This window comes from Providencia vermicola, assembly GCF_020381325.1.
Lineage (GTDB): Bacteria > Pseudomonadota > Gammaproteobacteria > Enterobacterales > Enterobacteriaceae > Providencia > Providencia vermicola.
In genome coordinates this window covers 173,561-194,645 of record NZ_JAGSPI010000006.1, presented here as the reverse complement: position 1 = coordinate 194,645, position 21,085 = coordinate 173,561, and the positions used below count along the sequence as shown (strand labels likewise).

At 43.3% G+C, this 21,085-nt stretch carries 16 protein-coding genes; 9 read left to right on the top strand and 7 right to left on the bottom strand.

What is annotated here, in order from left to right:
* The first annotated feature begins 13 nt into the window (after window positions 1-13).
* Window positions 14-949 carry an SPFH domain-containing protein gene (locus tag KDJ85_RS10565; RefSeq protein ID WP_206082909.1) on the top strand — a complete coding sequence of 312 codons (936 nt, stop codon included), beginning with the start codon at window positions 14-16 and terminating at the stop codon, window positions 947-949.
* Window positions 946-1,425, top strand: a complete 480-nt coding sequence (locus KDJ85_RS10560; RefSeq protein ID WP_225819637.1) for an NfeD family protein — start codon at window positions 946-948, stop codon at window positions 1,423-1,425. The genes KDJ85_RS10565 and KDJ85_RS10560 overlap by 4 nt, the downstream gene beginning before the upstream one ends.
* Here KDJ85_RS10560 and cueR read toward each other — a convergent pair.
* Window positions 1,379-1,789 carry a Cu(I)-responsive transcriptional regulator gene (gene cueR, locus KDJ85_RS10555; protein WP_225819636.1) on the bottom strand — a complete coding sequence of 137 codons (411 nt, stop codon included), beginning with the start codon at window positions 1,787-1,789 and terminating at the stop codon, window positions 1,379-1,381. The genes KDJ85_RS10560 and cueR overlap by 47 nt on opposite strands.
* A gap of 119 nt (window positions 1,790-1,908) precedes the next feature.
* Here cueR and copA point away from each other — a divergent pair, with 119 nt between their 5' ends.
* Both copA and KDJ85_RS10545 read left to right on the top strand, forming a co-directional pair.
* Window positions 1,909-4,842, top strand: a complete 2,934-nt coding sequence (gene copA, locus KDJ85_RS10550; RefSeq protein ID WP_225819635.1) for a copper-exporting P-type ATPase CopA — start codon at window positions 1,909-1,911, stop codon at window positions 4,840-4,842.
* 343 nt (window positions 4,843-5,185) lie between these two features.
* Window positions 5,186-5,767: an HdeD family acid-resistance protein gene (locus KDJ85_RS10545; RefSeq protein WP_225819634.1), complete on the top strand. Its 582-nt coding sequence runs from the start codon at window positions 5,186-5,188 to the stop codon at window positions 5,765-5,767.
* 32 nt (window positions 5,768-5,799) lie between these two features.
* Here KDJ85_RS10545 and KDJ85_RS10540 read toward each other — a convergent pair whose 3' ends face one another.
* Window positions 5,800-8,592 carry an RHS repeat-associated core domain-containing protein gene (locus KDJ85_RS10540; RefSeq protein WP_225819633.1) on the bottom strand — a complete coding sequence of 931 codons (2,793 nt, stop codon included), beginning with the start codon at window positions 8,590-8,592 and terminating at the stop codon, window positions 5,800-5,802.
* A gap of 207 nt (window positions 8,593-8,799) precedes the next feature.
* Here KDJ85_RS10540 and KDJ85_RS10535 point away from each other — a divergent pair, with 207 nt between their 5' ends.
* Together KDJ85_RS10535 and ybaK are read left to right on the top strand one after the other, a co-directional pair.
* Window positions 8,800-9,615 carry a TraB/GumN family protein gene (locus tag KDJ85_RS10535; protein WP_225819748.1) on the top strand — a complete coding sequence of 272 codons (816 nt, stop codon included), beginning with the start codon at window positions 8,800-8,802 and terminating at the stop codon, window positions 9,613-9,615.
* A gap of 11 nt (window positions 9,616-9,626) precedes the next feature.
* Complete coding sequence (gene ybaK / locus KDJ85_RS10530) at window positions 9,627-10,100, top strand: Cys-tRNA(Pro)/Cys-tRNA(Cys) deacylase YbaK (RefSeq protein WP_206082916.1); 474 nt, start codon at window positions 9,627-9,629, stop codon at window positions 10,098-10,100.
* A 59-nt stretch (window positions 10,101-10,159) separates the two neighbouring features.
* Here the strand turns inward: ybaK and ushA are convergent, their stop codons facing one another.
* Window positions 10,160-11,830 (bottom strand): bifunctional UDP-sugar hydrolase/5'-nucleotidase UshA, encoded by a 1,671-nt coding sequence (gene ushA, locus KDJ85_RS10525; protein WP_225819632.1) that lies wholly within the window; start codon window positions 11,828-11,830, stop codon window positions 10,160-10,162.
* Window positions 11,831-12,086: 256 nt separating this feature from the next.
* Here ushA and KDJ85_RS10520 point away from each other — a divergent pair, with 256 nt between their 5' ends.
* On the top strand, window positions 12,087-13,310 hold the full coding sequence (locus KDJ85_RS10520) for an MFS transporter (protein WP_225819631.1): 1,224 nt from the start codon (window positions 12,087-12,089) through the stop codon (window positions 13,308-13,310).
* Window positions 13,311-13,596: 286 nt separating this feature from the next.
* On the top strand, window positions 13,597-15,345 hold the full coding sequence (gene ybaL, locus KDJ85_RS10515; protein WP_225819630.1) for a YbaL family putative K(+) efflux transporter: 1,749 nt from the start codon (window positions 13,597-13,599) through the stop codon (window positions 15,343-15,345).
* 156 nt (window positions 15,346-15,501) lie between these two features.
* Here ybaL and KDJ85_RS10510 read toward each other — a convergent pair whose 3' ends face one another.
* The 4 genes from KDJ85_RS10510 to KDJ85_RS10495 all read right to left on the bottom strand — a co-directional run bounded on the left by KDJ85_RS10510 (window position 15,502) and on the right by KDJ85_RS10495 (window position 19,395).
* Window positions 15,502-15,849, bottom strand: coding sequence for a DUF1937 family protein (locus KDJ85_RS10510; RefSeq protein WP_225819629.1), 348 nt, complete (start codon window positions 15,847-15,849; stop codon window positions 15,502-15,504).
* A gap of 106 nt (window positions 15,850-15,955) precedes the next feature.
* Entirely contained in the window at window positions 15,956-16,732 is a 777-nt protein-coding gene (locus KDJ85_RS10505; RefSeq protein ID WP_206082920.1) for a DeoR/GlpR family DNA-binding transcription regulator, read from the bottom strand.
* A 36-nt stretch (window positions 16,733-16,768) separates the two neighbouring features.
* Window positions 16,769-17,998 (bottom strand): NAD(P)/FAD-dependent oxidoreductase, encoded by a 1,230-nt coding sequence (locus KDJ85_RS10500; RefSeq protein ID WP_225819628.1) that lies wholly within the window; start codon window positions 17,996-17,998, stop codon window positions 16,769-16,771.
* Complete coding sequence (locus tag KDJ85_RS10495; protein WP_225819627.1) at window positions 17,995-19,395, bottom strand: NAD(P)/FAD-dependent oxidoreductase; 1,401 nt, start codon at window positions 19,393-19,395, stop codon at window positions 17,995-17,997. The genes KDJ85_RS10500 and KDJ85_RS10495 overlap by 4 nt, the downstream gene beginning before the upstream one ends.
* 241 nt (window positions 19,396-19,636) lie before the next feature.
* Here KDJ85_RS10495 and KDJ85_RS10490 point away from each other — a divergent pair, with 241 nt between their 5' ends.
* Entirely contained in the window at window positions 19,637-21,076 is a 1,440-nt protein-coding gene (locus KDJ85_RS10490) for an FGGY family carbohydrate kinase (RefSeq protein WP_225819626.1), read from the top strand.
* Window positions 21,077-21,085 lie beyond the last annotated feature (9 nt).

Genomic DNA, 21,085 nt, shown 5'->3' with positions numbered 1-21,085 from the left:
TTAAGGGGTAGATATGGACTTGTTCGCCTTTGGTGCCATTCCGATTATTATTTTTGTGGCTATCGTTATTGTTTTCACCTGCGTTAAAACAGTACCGCAAGGGTTTCAATGGACAGTTGAACGTTTTGGGCGTTACACCCGTACATTGCAACCTGGGCTGCATATTATTGTGCCATTTATGGACAAAATCGGCCGTCGTATCAATATGATGGAACAAGTCCTTGATATCCCATCACAAGAAGTCATCTCGCGGGATAACGCCAACGTCACTATCGATGCCGTGTGCTTTATCCAAGTGGTCGACCCAGTTCGCGCCGCTTATGAAGTCAGTAATCTAGAACTGTCTGTGCTTAACCTAACAATGACCAATATTCGTACCGTGTTAGGGTCTATGGAACTTGATGAAATGCTGTCTCAACGAGATTCGATCAACTCCCGCTTATTGCATGTGGTGGATGAAGCGACGAACCCATGGGGTGTGAAAATCACCCGTATTGAAATTCGTGATGTGAAACCGCCAAAAGAGCTTATCAGTGCTATGAATGCGCAGATGAAAGCGGAAAGAACAAAACGTGCCGATATTTTAGAGGCAGAAGGTATTCGTCAAGCGGCAATCCTTAAAGCTGAAGGTGAAAAACAATCACAAATTTTAAAAGCCGAAGGGGAAAGGCAGTCTGCTTTCTTGCAAGCAGAAGCGCGTGAAAGGGCTGCTGAAGCAGAAGCAAGAGCCACCCAAATGGTATCTGAAGCAATTGCCGCTGGGGATATGCAAGCCATTAACTACTTCGTGGCACAAAAATACACGGATGCGTTAACCAGTATTGGCTCGGCACAAAATAGCAAAGTGATTATGATGCCATTAGAAGCCAGCAATTTAATGGGTGCTATTGGCGGTATTACCGAGCTCATTAGCGAAAGCAAAAAAACAACACAAAAGGCAAAAGAATGATAGAGCTTATCAGCGCTCAGCCGGCATGGTTTTGGCTGTGCCTTGGGGGGCTATTGCTGATTGCCGAATTACTTGGCACAGGCGGCTACTTACTTTGGTCTGGAATTGCCGCCGTTGCCGTTGGTTTATTGACTTGGGCTTTGCCATTTTTAAGTTGGGAGTGGCAAGGGATTCTATTTGCTATTTTTACCCTCGTTTCCGCTGTGTTATGGCGCAAATGGTTAAGCGGCCGTAAAAAAAGCAAAGCTGACGATGTCAATCAAATCAGCCACCAACTTGTGGGGGTTAAAGCGCGTTTGTTAACAGATACCGATGAAGGCTTTAGCCGTGTTCGCCTTGCTGATGGCAGCTGGCGGGTTTACAGCGACGTCCCACTTCTTGCTAATACTGAAGTGGTGGTCATCGCCGTTGATGGTATTACATTGCAAGTTAAGCCTTCTGGTGATGACAGCAGCCACGTGCCAGGTGGTCAATAATCGGGCAGTCAGCGCCATCATCTCCTGGGCACACATCCACCAGCTCCTGTAATGTATCGCGGATTGCAGACAGTTTAAAAATTGTCTGCTCTATTTCATCTATCTTAGCAATTGTCGTGCTTTTCACATCGGCGCTATGTCTGGTTGGATTACGAAACAACCCCAATAACTCACCACATTCGTCCAAGGTAAAACCAACATCTTTGGCTTGTTTAAGCAATACCAGTTCATTTAAGTGCCGTTCTTGATAATAGCGATAACTATTCTCCCCCCTTTCCGGAGGTGTGATCAGCCCTTTATCTTCATAAAAACGGATGGCTTTTGCAGTTAGGCCTGTTTTTTTGGCAATTTCACTAATATTCATAATAACCCCTTGACCTTAACCTTGCTGGAAGGTGTAACCTTTGCTCATAGTCGAATTATAGACCTAATTGTCGATAAAGTTATAGACCCAATTCATCTAACGGGTTCGGAGGCTGCAAAATGAGTAACAAAATTATCCTAAAATTACAGGGACTAAGCTGCATGCACTGTGTCGGCTCTGTCACTAAAGCATTAGAAGCGCGTGGTGATGTGGCAAATTTAAACGTCACTATCGATTATGCAACATTAGAAAGTGATGCCAATGTTGCTGATATCATCAGCACAATTACTGAAGCAGGCTATGAAGCCGAAGTTGCATCAATACCTGATGTCGAATTACAGCTTTCGGGTTTGAATTGCATGAAGTGTGCAGGCAAAACTCAAAAAGCCCTCGAAGAGGTTGAAGGTGTTGCGGCTGCGCTTGTCAATACAACACAGGCAAAAGTATATGGCTCCGCTGATGCTCAAACCTTAATTGCGGCGGTTGAGCAAGCAGGCTTTAAGGCTCAGCTGCCACAATCCAATGAGGTGACGTTATCCCTTTCAGGGTTAAGCTGCATGAAATGTGCGGCGAAAACCCAACAAGCACTTGAAGCCGTTGATGGCGTTATAAGCGCACAAGTGGATACAACCTCCGCAGTCGTGCAAGGCTCAGCACCAGTTTCGGCGTTGATTGCGGCAGTTGAAGCGGCAGGTTACCAAGCCAAAGAAGGTGAATCCTACCCAAAAACTGAGCCGCTGACTACCCAAACTGAACAGCCGGATGCTGATTCAGCGGCAATTTGTGACATTCCGGCACAAGAGTCTGATTTAGGTGAGCAACCTGACATCGACCCAACCGATGACAGCGTGCAGTTATTGCTTGATGGCATGACCTGTGCGAGCTGTGTAAATAAAGTACAAAAAGCACTCAGCAGCGTTCCTGGTGTGGAAAACGCACGAGTGAATTTAGCCGAGCGCAGCGCATTAGTGACAGGAACTGCCAAGCCAGATGACCTGATCAATGCCGTGATAAAAGCAGGTTATGGCGCTGAAATCATTCAAGATGAAGCCAAACGTCGTGAACGCCAACAAGAAGTTGCTCAAGCCAATATGCGCCGTTTCCGTTGGCAATCTGCCTTAGCCTTAGCCCTTGGTATCCCTGTGATGGTATGGGGGATGATGGGCGATAATATGGTATTGACGGAGCAAAATCACACCACATGGCTTACCATTGGGGTATTAACCTTCCTAGTAATGGTGTTCGCCGGTGGGCATTTTTATCGCAGTGCATGGCAAAGTTTAAAAAATGGCAGTGCCACCATGGATACCTTGGTTGCACTGGGTACTGGGGCTGCCTGGCTCTACTCTATCGTCGTTAATATTTGGCCTGAATGGTTCCCTGATCAAGCTCGCCATCTTTATTACGAAGCCAGTGCGATGATCATCGGTCTGATTAACCTTGGTCACGCTTTAGAACAACGGGCACGCCAACGTTCCTCCAAAGCCCTTGAAAGGTTGTTAGATTTAACACCGCCGACTGCACGCGTTGTGACGGAGCAAGGCGAAGTTGACATGCCATTGGAGCAGGTTAAAAAAGGCATGATCTTACGCTTAGCGACGGGTGACCGCGTACCTGTCGATGGGGAAATCATCGAAGGGGAAGTTTGGTTAGACGAAGCGATGCTGACGGGTGAACCTATCCCGCAGCAAAAAAGTAAAGGTGATCCAGTGCATGCAGGTACTGTCGTGCAAGATGGTACGGTACTCTTTCGCGCCGCGGCAGTGGGAAGCCAGACCACATTAGCGCGAATTATTCACCTTGTTCGTCAAGCACAAAGTAGTAAACCGCAAATTGGCCAAATGGCGGATAAAATTTCCGCCGTGTTTGTCCCTGTAGTTGTTGCTATTGCATTAATTTCAGGCGCTATCTGGTACTTTATTGGCCCTGCGCCACAAATTACTTACGCCTTGGTTATCACTACGACTGTATTAATCATTGCCTGTCCATGTGCTTTAGGACTAGCAACGCCGATGTCGATAATTTCAGGTGTCGGTCGTGCAGCTGAGTTCGGGGTGTTAGTCCGTGATGCGGATGCTCTTCAGCAAGCTAGCGAACTGGACACCATCGTCTTTGATAAAACAGGTACATTGACCGAAGGTATGCCTCAGGTTACTGATATCCACGTATTTAATGGTTTTGATCAGGACAGCGCATTACAGCTCGCAGCATCGTTGGAAAATGGTTCAAACCACCCATTAGCGCGTGCTGTCTTAGCAAAAGCGAAAGGCTTAACCTTACCCGCTAATGAGCAATTTAGGACACTAGCAGGCTTAGGTGTAAGCGCCATTATTGATGGTAAAACTATTTTGTTAGGTAACCAAAAGCTGTTAGCACAAAGCAGTGTGGATACCACAGATGTCGACGGTATTCTGCATCAGCAAGCCTCTCAGGGGGTGACCCCTGTTCTGTTGGCCGTTGAGGGGAAAGTCGCTGCGTTGTTATCTATTCGTGACCCATTGCGTGAAGACAGCATCAGTGCCCTTGCTCGCTTACATAAACAAGGCTTTCGCTTGGTAATGTTAACAGGGGATAATCCAGTAACTGCAAATGCTATCGCTAAAGAAGCAGGTATTGATGAAGTGATTGCTGGCGTCATGCCTGATGGTAAATCAGCTGCCATTGAAGCCCTGCAAGCGAAAGGTCATAAAGTAGCGATGGTCGGTGATGGCATTAATGATGCCCCTGCACTGGCCCGTGCTGATGTGGGTATTGCGATGGGCGGTGGTAGTGATATCGCCATTGAAACAGCGTCGATCACCCTGATGCGCCAAAGCTTACACGGTGTTGCTGACGCGGTTTCTATCTCAAAAGGGACACTGCGTAATATGAAGCAAAACCTATTTGGTGCCTTTATATATAACACGCTGGGGATCCCAATTGCGGCAGGTATTTTATACCCACTCACAGGGACTTTACTTAACCCTGTGGTTGCAGGAGCAGCGATGGCACTCTCCTCTATCACTGTAGTGAGTAACGCAAACCGTCTACTGCGCTTTAAACCTGAGGAATAATCTTTAAAAAGGGTGAGAGTCTATCTCACCCTTGAGGTTGTTGACAAAGCAAGATAAAAGCGTGGTTTTTCCTGCTTTGTGTTATCAGCCGAAAATCAATGAATTGATTTTCCTCGTCTATTTTCAAAACCAATCCAACCTGCCGTCAAACCTAATCGGTTTGTCAGCAGTCTGAAGGGTGAGAGTCTATCTCACCCTTTCATCTCTTATCTCAATCATCAAATTGCGCTAAGTGATTGCTCTCCCATATTTTATTGCTTAAATCGCACTTTCTTTGATGCCCTTTCTCGTCGGCTAGGTCTATACTATTAAATAATTAGCTATTTAATATTTGGAGCGCAAAATGCTTAATATTGATCGTGAAAAACTCTCTAAACTTGCAGGTGAAGAATTTAAAAAGCAGCGAAATTTTTTATTAATTTTGTCTTTTTTACTGTTGGCTGGTGGCATTTTCTGTCTTGTTAACCCAATGATTTCAGGCATTGCGGTCAGTACGGTATTAGGCGTTTTACTGATTATTGGTGGTGTCGGTACCATTGTTAGCGTACTGAGTACGGTAATTTATACCGGGTGGTCGCGCTTATTTGGCTTTGTGATAGGGCTAATCTATATTATTGTCGGCTATTCCTTTATTAAAGACCCACTACAAAGCTTAATCGCCCTCGCGATTTTAGTCGCCGCATTATTTATTGTCGGCGGTATCATTCGCTTATATGTGGGGTTTCAGCAAATTAAATCCCCAAGCGGTTGGCTGCAAATTCTTATCGGTTTATTGGATTTTTTCATTGCCTTTTTACTTGTTGGCAATGGGCCATTAACGTCGATTACTCTGCTAACCACGTTAATTGGTATCGAAATGGTGTTTAGCTCATTCAGCTTATTTGCATTGCTAAGTGTGTTTAAAAACATGACTAAAAACAGTTAATTCAATTTGCCCCCTATTTGGGGGCAATCACTTCATCGATAACGACGACTGGTACTGGGTTGATTTTTATCAAGCTGATGACCACGACCCCCTGATCTTTTGGGGGGATTAGGGGGAAATGACTTTTTGACTCCCTTTCCGATAGGGAGATTCCCAAACACACGTTCAAACTCATTGGCATACATTGTATAGAGTGTTTTATCCATTCCTCCCCAGAAACTCCCCATTCCAACCTGAAACTCTATACCTTTATAGTCGTATAATGTAAAACTCGTTTTCCCTACCGCCACGCCAGCAGAGTATGAAGAGTTTTTATAGCGAGTTCGTGACTGCCCATGTTGTATAGCAGCAAGAGGTAAATCACCATCTCGAAGAATCATCGTTGTGAAGCGACTTTTAGGCGTTGATTGACGAAAAGTATACATGGCATTTTCACAACTCGAACACATTTTGGCCTTTTGAGATATGATTAAACTTTTTAGATCAAAACGATTATTCGCTGTTAATGTTCTGATTAATGCCTGCTCAGCGTGATTAGCCGTTTCCCAATCGGAAGAGGGCAAAGAAGTGGTATCTTGATAATTTAATTTATTTGTCGCCCACGTTTTAAACTCCTCACTTTGTGATTCCATTTCTAATTTTCCATATAAATTAATAGCATATGTAAATTTAGATGTTTTATCTTTGTAAAATAATTGCGCCATGCTAATGACTCGGTTACGAATTAATGATGGATTTTTCGCAATTCTTTCAATTTTAGAGGATGCATTAAGCAGCTTTGATACTGTTTGCTGGAAATCAGCAAACATATCATCCTGTGTATCAAAAAGCCGAGGTGCTAACCCATGTTCATCCCGATAGGTCAATGGGTTGTTACGTACCATCCGATACAGATTTAAACCATCAATGGTTCCCGCTGGATCTGCGCTTAACCAACGCCCCACCCAAGGTTGATAATAACGGCGACCATAATAATAAAGCCCTGTAATGTCGCGCTCTTGCCCTGAATAACGTCGTGTTTTGTAATTTACTTCCAATGCGCTGCATACCGCCCAAACAGCCGTTCCACCAAAGGGATAAAACTCTTCTTGGCTAATCAAATTTCCATCCATATCAAGTTCTAAACCGCTGTTATTGGCAAGCCCATTAATGCTATAACGCACGGTATTATTGACCATTTTATCTGGTAGCCCAATTTCCCAATGCAATACTTGGGCTTGTGCCTCTCCGTCTTCCCCGATACAGATCACATGGTATCTTTCATTATGTTCAATTTGCCTAATCTCTAGGTTCGGTAAATAAACAGCCTTGCTTTGTTTTTGATTATATTGTGTTATTTTGAATACCCGCTGGCTGTCCCCATCATAGCGGTAAAACTCACTCCCGCCAGCACCATTAACACTTTGCAGTTCTTGCCTTGATGTCCACGTTAAATTTTGTCCTTGTAAAAGCTGTTTTTGCTGTCCACTTGGCATGAATAATGGTTCCACTTGATGAGGAAGCTCGGCTAAATCTGCAAATACTGCATGGTTACTTCGGCTGCTCGTTGTCATTTTGATTGTATAAGCTTGCTGCATCGCAGGGGCTCGGTGGTGAATTTGAATTAAATTCCCACCTTTATCATAAGAATAGGCACGGAAATACCGTGTATATACCGAATTATCAATTGATGAATGGTGAGGAAGGTAGTGGCTTTGCTGGCTAATACCCGCTATTTCTCGCCCTGTTGCATGGACTAATTGATAAAGCGTGTCATATTGATATTGATGCTTGGCTTCAACTTTTTGATTCCGCCAAAAAACCTTTTTTTCTGCACTATTATAAATTGCGATCACATTGCCGACAGGGTCATAGTCGTAATGTAAACTCTGAAATAATTTATAACCCAATGCGTGATTTACTGGCCTATAGGTCTGAATAAGAATTAAACGCTGCGTCTGCGCCTCGTAAACATACTCAGTCACCACACCATTACCGAGCTCCTCGCGTATTTTCTTGCCAACGGCTGAATATTCAATACATTGCGTTGTTGGTTGTGTGTGGCTATCTTTTATCGTTAATTCCGCTTTAATTAATTGCCCTGCAACATCATATTCTCGGTGTTGTTTATGGCCTTTTGTATCAATCGTAGAGAGGCAGACACCAGTAGCATCGAAAGCTATTTGATGGGAAAATTTTTCAGGTGATAATGCCGCTAAATCACTATCTCCTTGCCAATCAACATTAAACTCTGCATTATCAATTTGTTGAATAAACTGCCGAGTCAATAAAGTCGGTTCCCCTTGCAGTGATACCGCCTGTGTTTGCAATACCCCTGCGGTATCAAAGTGACTAATACATTGCCCCGCTAAATTTGCCAGTTGTTCGGTATGCGAATTACCTGCATATTGAAAACGCTCGCTAACTCGCCAGCTCCCCCCCTCTATTTTCTCACTGACACTTTCTAGACGTCCTAATGAGTCATTGGCTTCATAGTAACGCCATTTGAACGTTTTATTCGCATCAATGCTGACCATAATCCGCTGTTCAATATCATTCAGTTGATATATCTTTCCGTTATCAACACCATTGCTCAATAAGGGAAAGCCGATTAAGTCCGTGTGATAATAAAAATTATATTGCTCATAGTCAGAAAGACGCGCATCTGCATTTTTCTGTAAAAACCCATACAGATTAAAATATTGAAATTCAAGACGCTCCTGTACATCCTGTTGGATATTGGGCTGTCGATAGTATTGAAGTGTACGAACCGTAAAGTGACGGTTATCGAATACCGTTATTGTTGGTGTGCCCGCATGAATATTTGAAATTTGAGGCGTTATCATGTTATCTCCAATTAAGGCTAACAAAATGATAACACCACCTTGTTAACGTATTGCTTCACATCGTGAAACCATAATTGAAGTAAGCCTAAATTGTCATTGTCCATTTTTATCAGGGCAGGCGAAAAATGCGTAATTGACGCACAACATTCGCAAATTCGCGAGAGATTGTTTACCCTATTAACCCAAGAAGAATGCAGGGTAAAAATGATGGGAAAACTGTTTGAAAGCTTTAAAAATTGGCTCCATATGGAAACGGCGCTGGTATATCCCTATCCTGCGATCGATGTTCGCTTATCAAAAGGCCTTAAATTGCACATTGTAGGCAGTATTCATATGGGAACGGAAAATATGTTTCCGTTATCTGCCATATTGCTCGATAAACTGAATCAAGCGGATGCATTAATTGTTGAAGCGGATATAACCCAAGCTCAGTCCCCTTTCCCTCATGAAATTGCTGAACAGCACCCTGTTCAGCAACGTTTGAACGAAGAACAATACGCCTTATTTTTGCAATGTTGCCAAGAAATTCACCAGTCACCCGAAAAGTTTGATAGCCTTCCTTCATGGCAAATCGCCTTAATCCTACAGGCCACTCAAGCACAAGGGCTTGGCTTGCGCGGCCACTATGGCATAGATTATCAGCTTATTCGCAACGCTCAGACTCAACTTAAACCGATCATTGAACTTGAAGGCACAGCATCCCAAGTTGAATTGCTGCTTTCCTTGCCTAATAATGGGTTAGCGCTCTTACAAGACTCATTAGTCCATTGGCGCGCAAATGCACGTTCACTGCAAACCATGATTGGTTGGTGGCTTGATTATCAACCCAATAACCACATGACTTTACCAAATACCTTCAGCAAAGATGTCTATCAAGTACTAATGGATAAACGTAATGCTGATTGGAGTGAACAACTTAAGGCGCTTCCAGATGGCAATTATGTGGTTGCTGTTGGTGCATTACACCTATTTGGAGAAGGCAGTCTTGTTGAGTATCTGCGCCATTGTGTCAGAGATAAATAAAAGGTAAAAAAATGACCCCTGCTGTTAAATTACTTGAAAAACAAAAAATTAATTTCACATTGCACCCTTATGACCATGACCCAAATGAAAGCAACTTTGGTGATGAGGCAGTACGTAAATTAGGCTTAGATGCCAAACAAGTGTTTAAAACGTTATTAGTGGCATTAAACGGCGACCAAAAAACATTAGCGGTTGCCGTCACACCTGTCTCAGGGCAGCTTGACTTAAAACTGGTCGCAAAAGTGTTCAAAGTGAAAAAAGTGGAAATGGCCGATCCCCAAATCGCGCAAAAAACCACTGGCTATTTATTAGGTGGCATCAGCCCATTGGGCCAAAAGAAGCGCTTACCCACGGTAATCGATGACCAAGCCCAGCAATATGCAACAATGTTTATTTCAGGGGGAAAACGCGGGTTGGATATTGAATTAGCGCCAGCTGATTTAGGTAACGTACTTAATGCTACTTTTGCTGAAATTCGCAAGTAAATGCGCGTATTGATAAAAAAAGCCTCATCGATATGAGGCTTTTCATTTTATAAAATGAATTATTTATTGTTATAAATAATCTCACCTTTTGGTTCGTAATCTGCAGCTTTTAGTGGAGAATGTTTCTCAATATAACCTTTGAGCACTTCCGCATCCACAAAACCTGTATTCACATAGTTAGGGTGATTATCAATTTTCGGATAACCATCACCACCAATCGCATTAAAATTCAATGTTGCCATACGATAAGTTTTTGATGTATCAACAGGTTTACCATCGATTTTCACATCGCTAATCGTACCATCTTTATTCAACGTCAAGTTCACATTATAGAATTGACCATATGCCCCTGCATCGGGTTTCATATTCGCGACCGCTGTCAGGTAAGGAATGACTTCATCCCCTTTAAAATCAACGTACACTAATTCATTCGCAAAAGGTTGAACTTTCAGCACATCTTTATACGTGATATCTCCGCTTTCGATAGAATCACGGACACCACCCCCACTCATGATGGCAAAATCAGCACCTGCGCGCTCTTTTTGAGCCGCTAACAGAAGGTGCCCCATATTGGTTTGTACAAAGCGCACTTTGCTACGATCGCCTTCCAACTTGCCTTCAACAGAGCCCACTTTGACGCTTAATTGCTTATCACCTTTCTCTTGGTATGGCGTCAGTAATTTCATCATATCTGGGTTGTGGGCGATTTCTTGTGTGTAATAAACACGCTCACTGGTGCCATCTTCTTTGGTCACTTTTTTCTTCAAGTTAATTGGAATTAACTGATAGTGTTTTAAGGTAAATTTGCCATTTTTGAATTCAAAATCAGCACGCCCTACATATTTACCCCACTCATGAGCTTGAACAATCCATGTACCATTTTGATTATCTGGCGCACAAGGAGTCCCTGGTACATAGTCCGCTTGTTTGTAGTCTTTGTTTTCTTGGGACATACAAACAGGGTCTTGTGAGTGACCACCCACTATCATATCTAAGTAACCCGCAGGTAAACTGCGTGCCATTTCGACGTCACCTGGTGCATTTGAACCATGTTTGCCGTCATCATAGTGCCCCATGTGGGTTGCGGCGATGATAATGTCAGGTTTTTCAGTCTGGCGCAGTTCTTCAACCACTTTCTTCGCTTCATCCGCAGGTACGCGGAATTCGACATCAGGGAAATTCGCTGGATTACCGATACGTACAGTATCATCTGTGGTCAGCCCCATCACTGCAATTTTTACACCTTGCTTATCAAATACTTGATAAGGTTTAAATAAACGTTTACCTGTGCTGGTTTGGTAAATATTCGCGGATAAGAATGGGAAGGTTGCCCATTTTTCTTGCTGGCGTAGCGTTTCAAGCGGGTTATCGAATTCATGGTTACCCAATGCCATTGCATCGTACCCGACTAAATTCATCCCCTTGAAATCAGGCTCCGCGTCTTGTAAATCAGATTCTGGAACCCCGGTATTGATATCACCACCAGAGAGTAGCAACACACTGCCACCTTGCTTCGCCACTTCATTGCGAATTTCATCAACGACGGTTTTTTGTGCTGCTAAACCGTATTCGCCGTGGTCGTTATGCCAAAAATGACCATGGTGGTCATTTGTGTGCAAAATAGTGATATTGTAGGTTTTGTCTTTTTCCCACGCGTTTGCCATCGTCGCGGGTATTAACGCCAACGATACTGTTAATGCACATGCGGATGCTTTAAATGCAAACTTCATACACTTCTCCCTGCTGGTATAGGAATTTTTATTCGTTAATATTAGATTATAGTTTGTCACTGCCCGCAGATTTATAGCATAAAAATATGAGCAAGATTTGATACCTCTTGCAGAATAAGAAATTCGTTTCATAAAAATGAGATCATGGTCAAATAATTCACTGATGTTATTTTTTCATGCGTCTTATTTATTCATTTCAATAAATTGTATTTCAGTTATATTGATAACAATTATGTAACACAGAAAGTTGATAATTATGAGTGAGCAAACCACAACCCCTAATAACGCAAATCCATCAAAGCCTGTGAATAAAACAGGGAAAACCGTTTTCAGTATTCTGACCGCGATCAGTGTCTCCCATTTATTAAACGACATGATCCAATCGCTAATCCTTGCGATTTATCCTTTATTACAATCTGATTTCTCGCTGAGCTTCGCGCAAATTGGGATGATCACCCTAACGTATCAGATTACCGCATCCCTACTTCAGCCGGTTATTGGCTACTACACGGATAAACACCCTCAGCCATACTCATTACCAATTGGCATGAGCTTTACATTGACTGGGTTAATTTTATTGGCGATGGCAGAAACCTTCCCAATGATTTTATTTGCGGCCGCTTTAGTCGGAACGGGTTCTTCAGTCTTCCACCCAGAATCATCTCGTGTAGCCCGAATGGCTTCAGGTGGTCGTCACGGCCTTGCTCAGTCATTTTTCCAAGTGGGCGGTAACTTAGGGGCGTCGCTAGGGCCGTTGCTTGCTGCATTAATTATTGAACCTTATGGAAAAGGCAACTTAGGCTGGTTCTCCCTTGCAGCATTGTTAGCGATTGTGATTTTATTGCAAGTCAGTAATTGGTATAAGCAGCAACACCGCGCTGCAAGTAAAAAACCAATTATCACTGGTGATATTAAAGTGCTACCACGTAAAGCAGTTATTGGTTCACTGGCGGTCTTACTGGTTTTGATTTTTTCTAAATACTTCTATTTGGCTAGCATTAGCAGCTATTACACCTTTTATCTGATAGATAAGTTTGGTGTTTCTGTGCAAAATGCCCAGATTCACCTATTTGTTTTCTTATTCGCTGTTGCCGCTGGGACAATGATTGGCGGCCCTATTGGGGATAAAATAGGGCGTAAGTATGTTATTTGGTTCTCAATCCTCGGTGTCGCCCCCTTTACCCTCATTTTACCGTATGCTTCGCTGTACTGGACAGGCGTGTTAACTGTAATCATTGGGATGATTTTAGCTTCTGCGTTCTCAGCTATTTTGGTGTACGCACAGGAGCTGATCCCCGGTAAAACCGGCATGGTATCAGGGTTGTTCTTCGGTCTTGCATTCGGAATGGGCGGTGTTGGGGCTGCAGTTTTAGGCCATATTGCTGACCAAACCAGCATTGAGCAAGTTTATCATTACTGTGCTTTCTTGCCATTACTTGGGATTTTTACAGTATTGTTACCAAATATCGGTCACAAATAGATTTATTTTCTTATTTTACCCACACTTACTTAAAAATAAGTGTGGGTCTTTCCCACCATATTTACTAAAAATTTCAGCTAAAAATCTCCTAATCCTAAAGTTTGTAACGATTTAGCACCTTTAGTCTGTCTTTTTTTTAAAAACATTTCATTTTTTTAAGGAAATATTTCTCAAAAAAAGTTAAAATAGAAAAACATGCAAATTGGCATTTTAAAATGAAGGCCTCATTTTAAAAGTCAACGGCATGTACCCACCTTATATTTTCATACTAACCAGAGGAGACTAAATGGAGCATTCAACGCCCTTAATCACAACCATTGTTGGTGGTCTCGCCCTTGCATATTTGTTAGGTATGATCGCACAGCGATTAAAAATCTCCCCACTTGTGGGCTACCTTGCAGCAGGTGTCCTTGCAGGCCCATTTACCCCAGGGTTTGTGGCAGATGCAGCGCTTGCACCTGAATTAGCTGAAATCGGCGTTATCTTGCTGATGTTTGGCGTGGGTTTACACTTTTCACTCAAAGACCTACTGGCCGTTAAAGCCATTGCTATCCCTGGTGCAATTGCACAAATTGCAGTAGCGACCCTATTAGGTCTCGGCCTGTCGATGTTATTTGGCTGGGGCATTTTTACTGGTATTGTCTTTGGTTTATGTCTTTCAACCGCCAGTACCGTGGTGTTATTACGTGCATTAGAAGAACGACAGCTCATTGAAAGCCAACGCGGGCAGATTGCCATTGGCTGGCTAATTGTGGAAGATTTAGCCATGGTTCTTACCCTGGTACTGCTTCCTGCCGCAGCCGCTATCATGAATACAGATGATGCAAGCTTTAGTGAGCTCGCATTAGGCCTTGCCTGGACAATTGGTAAAGTTGTTTTATTCATATTCATTATGATTGTTGTCGGTCGTAAAGTCATTCCATGGATTTTATCTCGTACCGCCTCAACAGGTTCTCGTGAGCTGTTCACCTTAGCCGTTCTCGCCCTTGCGTTAGGTATCGCTTATGCTGCGGTTGCTATCTTTGATGCTTCCTTTGCACTTGGGGCGTTCTTCGCAGGTATGGTTCTGAACGAGTCTGAACTGAGCCACCGTGCAGCACAAGACACCTTACCACTGCGTGATGCATTTGCGGTTCTGTTCTTCGTTTCCGTTGGTATGCTTTTCGACCCGATGGTTCTGATCCAGCAACCTCTCGGTATCTTGGCTGTTCTGGCTATCATTATTATTGGTAAGTCCGCTGCAGCACTGGTGCTTGTCAGAATGTTTGGGCACTCACGGCGAACTGCATTAACCATCTCCGTCAGCCTTGCACAAATTGGTGAATTTGCGTTTATCTTAGCAGGCATGGGTCTCACCCTTGGCGTGATGGATAAAGACGCACAGAATTTGGTGTTAGCGGGTGCCATTGTCTCGATTATGCTTAACCCAGTATTATTTAGTTTGCTAGATAAATACCTTGAAAGAACCGAAACGATTGAAGAGCAGCTTTTGGAAGAAACGCTAGAAGAAGAGACACAAGTGCCTGTCGATATCTGCGGCCACGCCATTATCGTCGGCTACGGCCGTGTGGGTGGCATGTTAGCGGACAAACTGCGTCGACGAGAAATCCCTGTCGTCGTGGTGGAAGACACGCGAGCGCGCTTTGAAGAACTCGCGGAAAATGGCTTCAGCGCTATTCTTGGTAATGGGGCGAATAAAGAAACTATCAGCCTTGCCCGCATTGAATGTGCTAAAACGTTATTATTAACCATTCCAAATGGTTATGAAGCAGGTGAAATCGTCGCAACCGCGAAAGAGATGAACCCTGACGTGACTGTTATTGTTCGTGCTCACTATGATGATGAAGTCAGCTTTATTAAAGAGCGCGGCGCCGATCACATCATTATTGGTGAACATGAAATTGCCAAATCGATGGCAACACTCATGTGTAATGATGTGGAAGAGTTCGGTTGTTCTATCGATGATTTTATTGATAACGACAATAAAAAGGTTGAAGGTAAAAACTTAGATGAATATCTAAAACCTAGCCATTAACTCCCCCTATCCATAAATACAAAAGGAAGCCATGGCTTCCTTTTTTATCTTTTGCCTTCCATCCCTCATCGTTCACTCTAAATAATTCCCGTTGAGGCTAGGCGGCAAGTATGTGGCTATAGTGAGCGCACGCAGTCAACAACACATCAGCGTGGATTATGACGAGTGAGCGATAAATTCATCACCGGTCCAAACTGGCAGCCCTTTATCTTTAAAAAACTGAATTTCAGCTGCTACTCCACCACTCTTTTCCCAACCTGGTAGCGTCAGTACAATTAGCCCATCACAACGTTTTAAGAATTCCATATCAATGGATGACCATGCTACTTTTTTTCCTTCAGCAGCCAAATATTGATTAATTGGGTGCGTCATGGTGATTTGGCTATAGGTCGCAATTCCTTTTAGTGCAAGTTCTGCCGCGAATTTAGTACATTCAGCAAAACGCATTTCTACAATATTGCTATCGGGATCAGAATAAGGGCAAGCGATAAAATAAAGGCTCATAATAATTCCTGATGTTAGTGTGTTCAAATTTTAGATACAGTTATCCCGTGAAAAATAAGTGATTATTTTCCAAGGGATAGGTTTAAATAGGTGCTACGTTAAAAACTTATTCAATATCAGCAACAATGATTTTGGTTTTTGGTCGCTTTTTATTTTCGGGTAATTTAAATTCTTTACTGGTTGTCACCAGATAATCAATATTATCCCAATTAGTGACAAAGTTAATGGCGTGCTTATTGGCCTTAGTACCATCCGCCAGTACAATCAGTTTGTCACTGTTTTCCATCATTTTTTGGGCTATTGCTGCCTCATCCACATGCTGATCCATCACGCCGTGTAATGCATGAATAGCCCCTGCACCAATCACTGCATAATCCGCAAAAAACTCGGCAATATTCTTTAACGCTATTGCGCCTAAACAGGCATTTTGCGCCGCATTAAACTGCCCTCCAATTAAAATGGTTTCAATGGATGGGTTTTCTTGCAGTGTGGTCGCTAATAATGGCGAGTTAGTGATTACCGTTAAATTATCAATCAATTTAATACGCTGACTAAATTCAAACGTCGTCGTACCAAAATCAATAAATAAGGTATCGCCAGGTTTAATCAACTCAGCTGCCTTGATGGCAATCGCTTTTTTCTCATCCACAGCAGCTTGGGCACGTTCAGTAAAATTTCGTTCAAATTTTGACTGAATATTCACCGCACCGCCATGGACTTTCTTTAATAACTTTTGTGATTCCAGCTTACTGAGATCTCGACGGATTGTTTCCTGCGCGACATTAAAATGCTTTGCGAGCTCCTGCACGTACACCTGACCTTGAGTCGACAATAACTCAATAATGGTTTGATGCCGTACTTTTGAAGAGCGCCCTTCACACATAGTTTAATCCTTCTTGACCATTTAACATTTCCTGCACTATACAACAGTGATGCAAATTTCAGTAGCGTCTGGTTGTATTTTTGTTAAATCGATATTTTTCAATAAAATGCGTCTTGTTGGTAAACAACGGTGCTTTTTCTCATACAAAACCGTATTCCCCGCCATAACTTTGATTGTGCCTTGCAATGCCTGTTTGACTTTAATATTGAAGTCGATACTTCCTTGGGATAGCACGTCCATATTAATACAAGCAGGAACACTAAAGCTGACATTTGAATCTCTGCTCACAGGGATACGCTGTACAGGCTGAATTTGCGGCTGATGGTGATTGGCTAATAAATCATTCGCAATATTCTCCCCTGTCAATAAACCTTCTTGGTAGCACTGATCCCCCATATCCGCAGGGTGCAACATATTCCCCGCCGCATAATATGCCCCATCCGAGCAGCGACTAAATTGGTCTGTTACAGGCTTCCCAGTGCTCGCATCAAATTCAAGGTGGCTTTTGCGAATTAACGTATTTTCACCAACAAATTGCCCCGTAAAGATGACCGAATCACACTCAATTTTGTGGCTTTTACCGTTGGTTTCCACCATCACATATTCAACACGGTCAAGGCCACCAATTTCAGTGATTTTACTATTTAAATAAACGGGGGTTCCCATCGCTTTAGCAAATAAGGTCGCGGGTTTAAATGCCAGAATACGCTCCCCACTTTCAACCATAGCCTGCGCTTTTACGCCTGCATTCTTCAATGTCCACAGAGCGGAAAAACTGACTAACTCGCTCCCCACAATGACTGGGTTACGGCACGGCTTCTTACCGTTGAGGTAAACAAACTGCTGCAATGCACCTGCGGTTAATACACCTTGTGGGCGAAGACCTGAAACCAAACGTGGATGGCGTGGCGTTTCACGAACCCCTGTCGCTATCAAGATACGCTTAGCGTGCATCTCAACCAATCCATCCGCAGTAGACACAGTCAGTTTCCCATTCGGATGAAGCTGCGTGACAGTACTACGTGTAAAAATCGGCGTATCACCCAAGCCTTCAACAATTTTTGCTGCAAATTGATTGCCTTTCATCGGCCGTTTAAATACCAACAAACCAAATGTGGGATGCTGACAATGGCGGGGAACGCCACCTGCATGAGCTTCACGTTCAAGAATAGCGATATTTTTAATGCCGCGACGACGTAGAGAGTGAGCCGCAGCGATGCCTGTTGGCCCTGAGCCAATGATAATCACATCATAATGTAAACTCATTTTACCGCCTCCACTGCCAGTGTATGGTCAAAACGACCATTAATAATTTCCGCTACCTGGCTACTGCAATAAAAGCCATTACAACGCCCCATCATAACCCGTGTTCTACGACGCAAAGCTCCCAAACATTCAGGCGGAATATCAGAATCAAATGTCGCTTCGATTTCCCGTTGTGTTACCAATTCACAATGGCACACAATGCCACCGTTGCTTTTACATTGGTAATCACGTTGATGATATTCAGAAATAGAGGGCATGTTCGGCCAAATAAGTTCTTCTGGCGGCAATAATTCAAATAATGGCGTGAAGTTTTCTTGGTATAGCTTACCCAAGTGATTTGCGACACCCAGTGCTGATGTTAAACCTGTAGAACGTATCCCCCCTGCACAAATCCATTGTTTTTCAGGGTAATCGTTAATGCGATAATGCTTTTCTTCTGTTGCAGGGCGTAAGCCTGCATAGGTCGCGGTCACGCTGTAATTATGCAAAGACGGTAACATGCGAGAACCTTGAGCAATTAAATCTTCCATCACCTCTTGTTTGACTTCCGCTTTCCATCGGTCATCTTGTTCTTCTGCGGTTGGCCCTAATAATAAATTACCAAAAATAGTTTTTGATAATAAAACGCCCTTCGTGATGGCGGTTGGTACAGGTAAAATAATCGCATTGATATCCGCAGCAGCAGCTTTGTCATACACCAGAAACTGCCCTTTACGCGGTTTTATTTGAAATGGTGATGGATGGCAAATCGACTCGACAATATCCCCATTAATCCCTGCACAGTTAATCACTAATCGGGCAGAAAACTCACCTTTTGTTGTGGTTAAGTGCCACAATCCTTCATTCAGCTCACCACCTTTAACTTCGCAGTGAAAATGGTATTGCGCACCATGTTTTACTGCTTGGGTTAAATAAGATAACGGCGTGCTCCACGGGTCAATCACAGCTTCGCCTGGAACCGAAACTGCCGCTAAAGCACCATCTGCCAAGTGAGGTTCACGGCGGTATAATTCGTCTTTATCAATAATTGCCACATCCAATACATTATTAGTGTGTGCTTGTTCAACAATACCCGGCAGCTTACTCAGTTGTTCTTCATTCCACGCAACAACCAATGCCCCCGTTTCGAGGATCGGCAAATTCATTTTTTCTCTGATTTCAAGGAATTCGCGATACCCATCTTGCATACATTCCAGTTCTAGACTCCCTGGTGTGGCGTCAAAACCTGTATGTAATAGTGCGCTGTTGGCCTTACTCGCCCCTGACAAGATGTCACCACCTCGTTCTAGCAGCAAAGTATTTGCCCCCATCAGTGTGAATTTACGTGTCACTGCACAGCCAATGACACCACCGCCTATGACAATGACATCCCAAATTTTTTTATTATTAATATCCATGGCTGAGATCCTTTACTTAAAACTTGCACACATAAAACCACATAATTCCCACAACCACAACAATTAAAACAACACAAAGTACAACATCAAACCAAAAACTACTCACATTGTTACTTTATTGTGAGTTTTGTCACATCAGTGAAACTTATTGTGAGTTTTTTGTGGACTTTCCTTCCGATTAAACGATAGTAGGCAAAAAAACAGACCTATTTACAACATTTATAACACTGGGAATACTGTGATGCTCAATCAACGTTATGCCGCAATCGATCAGGGAACAACGGGAACCCGAGTCGTGGTCTTCGAAGAAGGCGGGCACTCTTACTCCCCGATGAGTATTCCTCATAAACAAATCACGTTGAATAGTGGTTGGGTTGAACACGACCCAGAGGAAATACTAGCCAATATCATTAAGTGCCTGAATAGCTGTGAAGTCGTCGATGCCATTGGTTTATGCCATCAAGGTGAAAGCATTGTCGCTTGGGATGCTGACAGCAAACGCCCACTTTACAATGCGATCGTTTGGCAAGATTTACGGACTGAAAAAACGATTTCTCATCTCAAAGAAGCAGGATTCGAACCCGTGGTTCAATCCAAATCAGGCTTACCACTCGACCCTTATTTCTCCGCCAGCAAAATGGGTTGGATCATGGAAAATGTGGTGGGTGCGAAAACATTAGCAGATAAAAACAAATTACGTATTGGCACCATGGATGCCTTTTTTCTAGACCGCTTATGTGGCGTGTTTGCAACTGACTATAATTCAGCCTCTCGCACCTCTTTGCTCAATATCCACACATTAGAGTGGGATAAAGAACTGTGTGACATATTTGGCGTGCCCATTCATTGTCTTCCTCCGATTAAAGACAATATTGGCGATTTTGGCGCTATCAACCTTGACGGCCACTTAACCCCTGTTACAGCAGTGATTGTTGACCAATTTGCTGGCACTTTCGGTCACGGTTGCCGCGAAAAAGGCGATGCCAAAATCACCTTTGGTACAGGTGCCTTTTTGCAAGCACTCACGGGGTCTGAGATCCCACAAACTCATGAAAGTGGCTTGTTACCCACTCTGTGTTGGAAATTCCCTAATGAAGCCCCCGTTTTTGGCTTAGATGGTGGTGTGTATAACGCAGCATCCGCCATTAACTGGGCAAGAAAAATTGGGCTATTTGATCAATTCGATGAACTCAGTGATTTCAGAGCAGAACCCGCCATTAAACGCGGTTTAGCGTTTGTGCCTGCATTATCTGGCTTAGGCTGCCCATATTGGGATCGCAGCGCAGCTGGATTATGGGCAGGCCTTTCATTAGATACCGACAAAAAAGACATGATGCAATCGGTGTTGGAGGGGATTGCCGCTCGCTCTGCCGAAGTCATTTTTGCAATGGAAAAAATTTCACCACTGGGACAATCAATCTCTGTCGATGGAGGGCTTTCTTCAAATCAGTACTTTAAGCAATTTTTAGCCAATTTATTACAAAAAAATATTGAAGCACCAGCAAACCGTGAAGTGACTGCACTTGGCGCTGCCTTATTAGCACGCAAAGGGCTAGGGCTGACTCACGATATGGCAGTTAGGCGCAATGCAACCATAACACACCCCGATGGCACTAACATGCAAGGTGTAATGGAACAGTACCGCGACATCATTGCCCGTTCCCGCCAATTAAGACACTAAAATAATAAA

What these genes read in the sequence shown, in the direction of transcription:
- KDJ85_RS10500 (WP_225819628.1), bottom strand. Translation starts at nt 17,998, where the DNA reads ATGAGTTTACATTATGATGTGATTATCATTGGCTCAGGGCCAACAGGC.
- ybaL (WP_225819630.1), top strand. Translation starts at nt 13,597, where the DNA reads ATGGAGCATTCAACGCCCTTAATCACAACCATTGTTGGTGGTCTCGCC.
- KDJ85_RS10545 (WP_225819634.1), top strand. Translation starts at nt 5,186, where the DNA reads ATGCTTAATATTGATCGTGAAAAACTCTCTAAACTTGCAGGTGAAGAA.
- KDJ85_RS10505 (WP_206082920.1), bottom strand. Translation starts at nt 16,732, where the DNA reads ATGTGTGAAGGGCGCTCTTCAAAAGTACGGCATCAAACCATTATTGAG.
- ybaK (WP_206082916.1), top strand. Translation starts at nt 9,627, where the DNA reads ATGACCCCTGCTGTTAAATTACTTGAAAAACAAAAAATTAATTTCACA.
- KDJ85_RS10535 (WP_225819748.1), top strand. Translation starts at nt 8,800, where the DNA reads ATGGGAAAACTGTTTGAAAGCTTTAAAAATTGGCTCCATATGGAAACG.
- cueR (WP_225819636.1), bottom strand. Translation starts at nt 1,789, where the DNA reads ATGAATATTAGTGAAATTGCCAAAAAAACAGGCCTAACTGCAAAAGCC.
- KDJ85_RS10490 (WP_225819626.1), top strand. Translation starts at nt 19,637, where the DNA reads ATGCTCAATCAACGTTATGCCGCAATCGATCAGGGAACAACGGGAACC.
- KDJ85_RS10495 (WP_225819627.1), bottom strand. Translation starts at nt 19,395, where the DNA reads ATGGATATTAATAATAAAAAAATTTGGGATGTCATTGTCATAGGCGGT.
- copA (WP_225819635.1), top strand. Translation starts at nt 1,909, where the DNA reads ATGAGTAACAAAATTATCCTAAAATTACAGGGACTAAGCTGCATGCAC.
- ushA (WP_225819632.1), bottom strand. Translation starts at nt 11,830, where the DNA reads ATGAAGTTTGCATTTAAAGCATCCGCATGTGCATTAACAGTATCGTTG.
- KDJ85_RS10540 (WP_225819633.1), bottom strand. Translation starts at nt 8,592, where the DNA reads ATGATAACGCCTCAAATTTCAAATATTCATGCGGGCACACCAACAATA.
- KDJ85_RS10520 (WP_225819631.1), top strand. Translation starts at nt 12,087, where the DNA reads ATGAGTGAGCAAACCACAACCCCTAATAACGCAAATCCATCAAAGCCT.
- KDJ85_RS10565 (WP_206082909.1), top strand. Translation starts at nt 14, where the DNA reads ATGGACTTGTTCGCCTTTGGTGCCATTCCGATTATTATTTTTGTGGCT.
- KDJ85_RS10560 (WP_225819637.1), top strand. Translation starts at nt 946, where the DNA reads ATGATAGAGCTTATCAGCGCTCAGCCGGCATGGTTTTGGCTGTGCCTT.
- KDJ85_RS10510 (WP_225819629.1), bottom strand. Translation starts at nt 15,849, where the DNA reads ATGAGCCTTTATTTTATCGCTTGCCCTTATTCTGATCCCGATAGCAAT.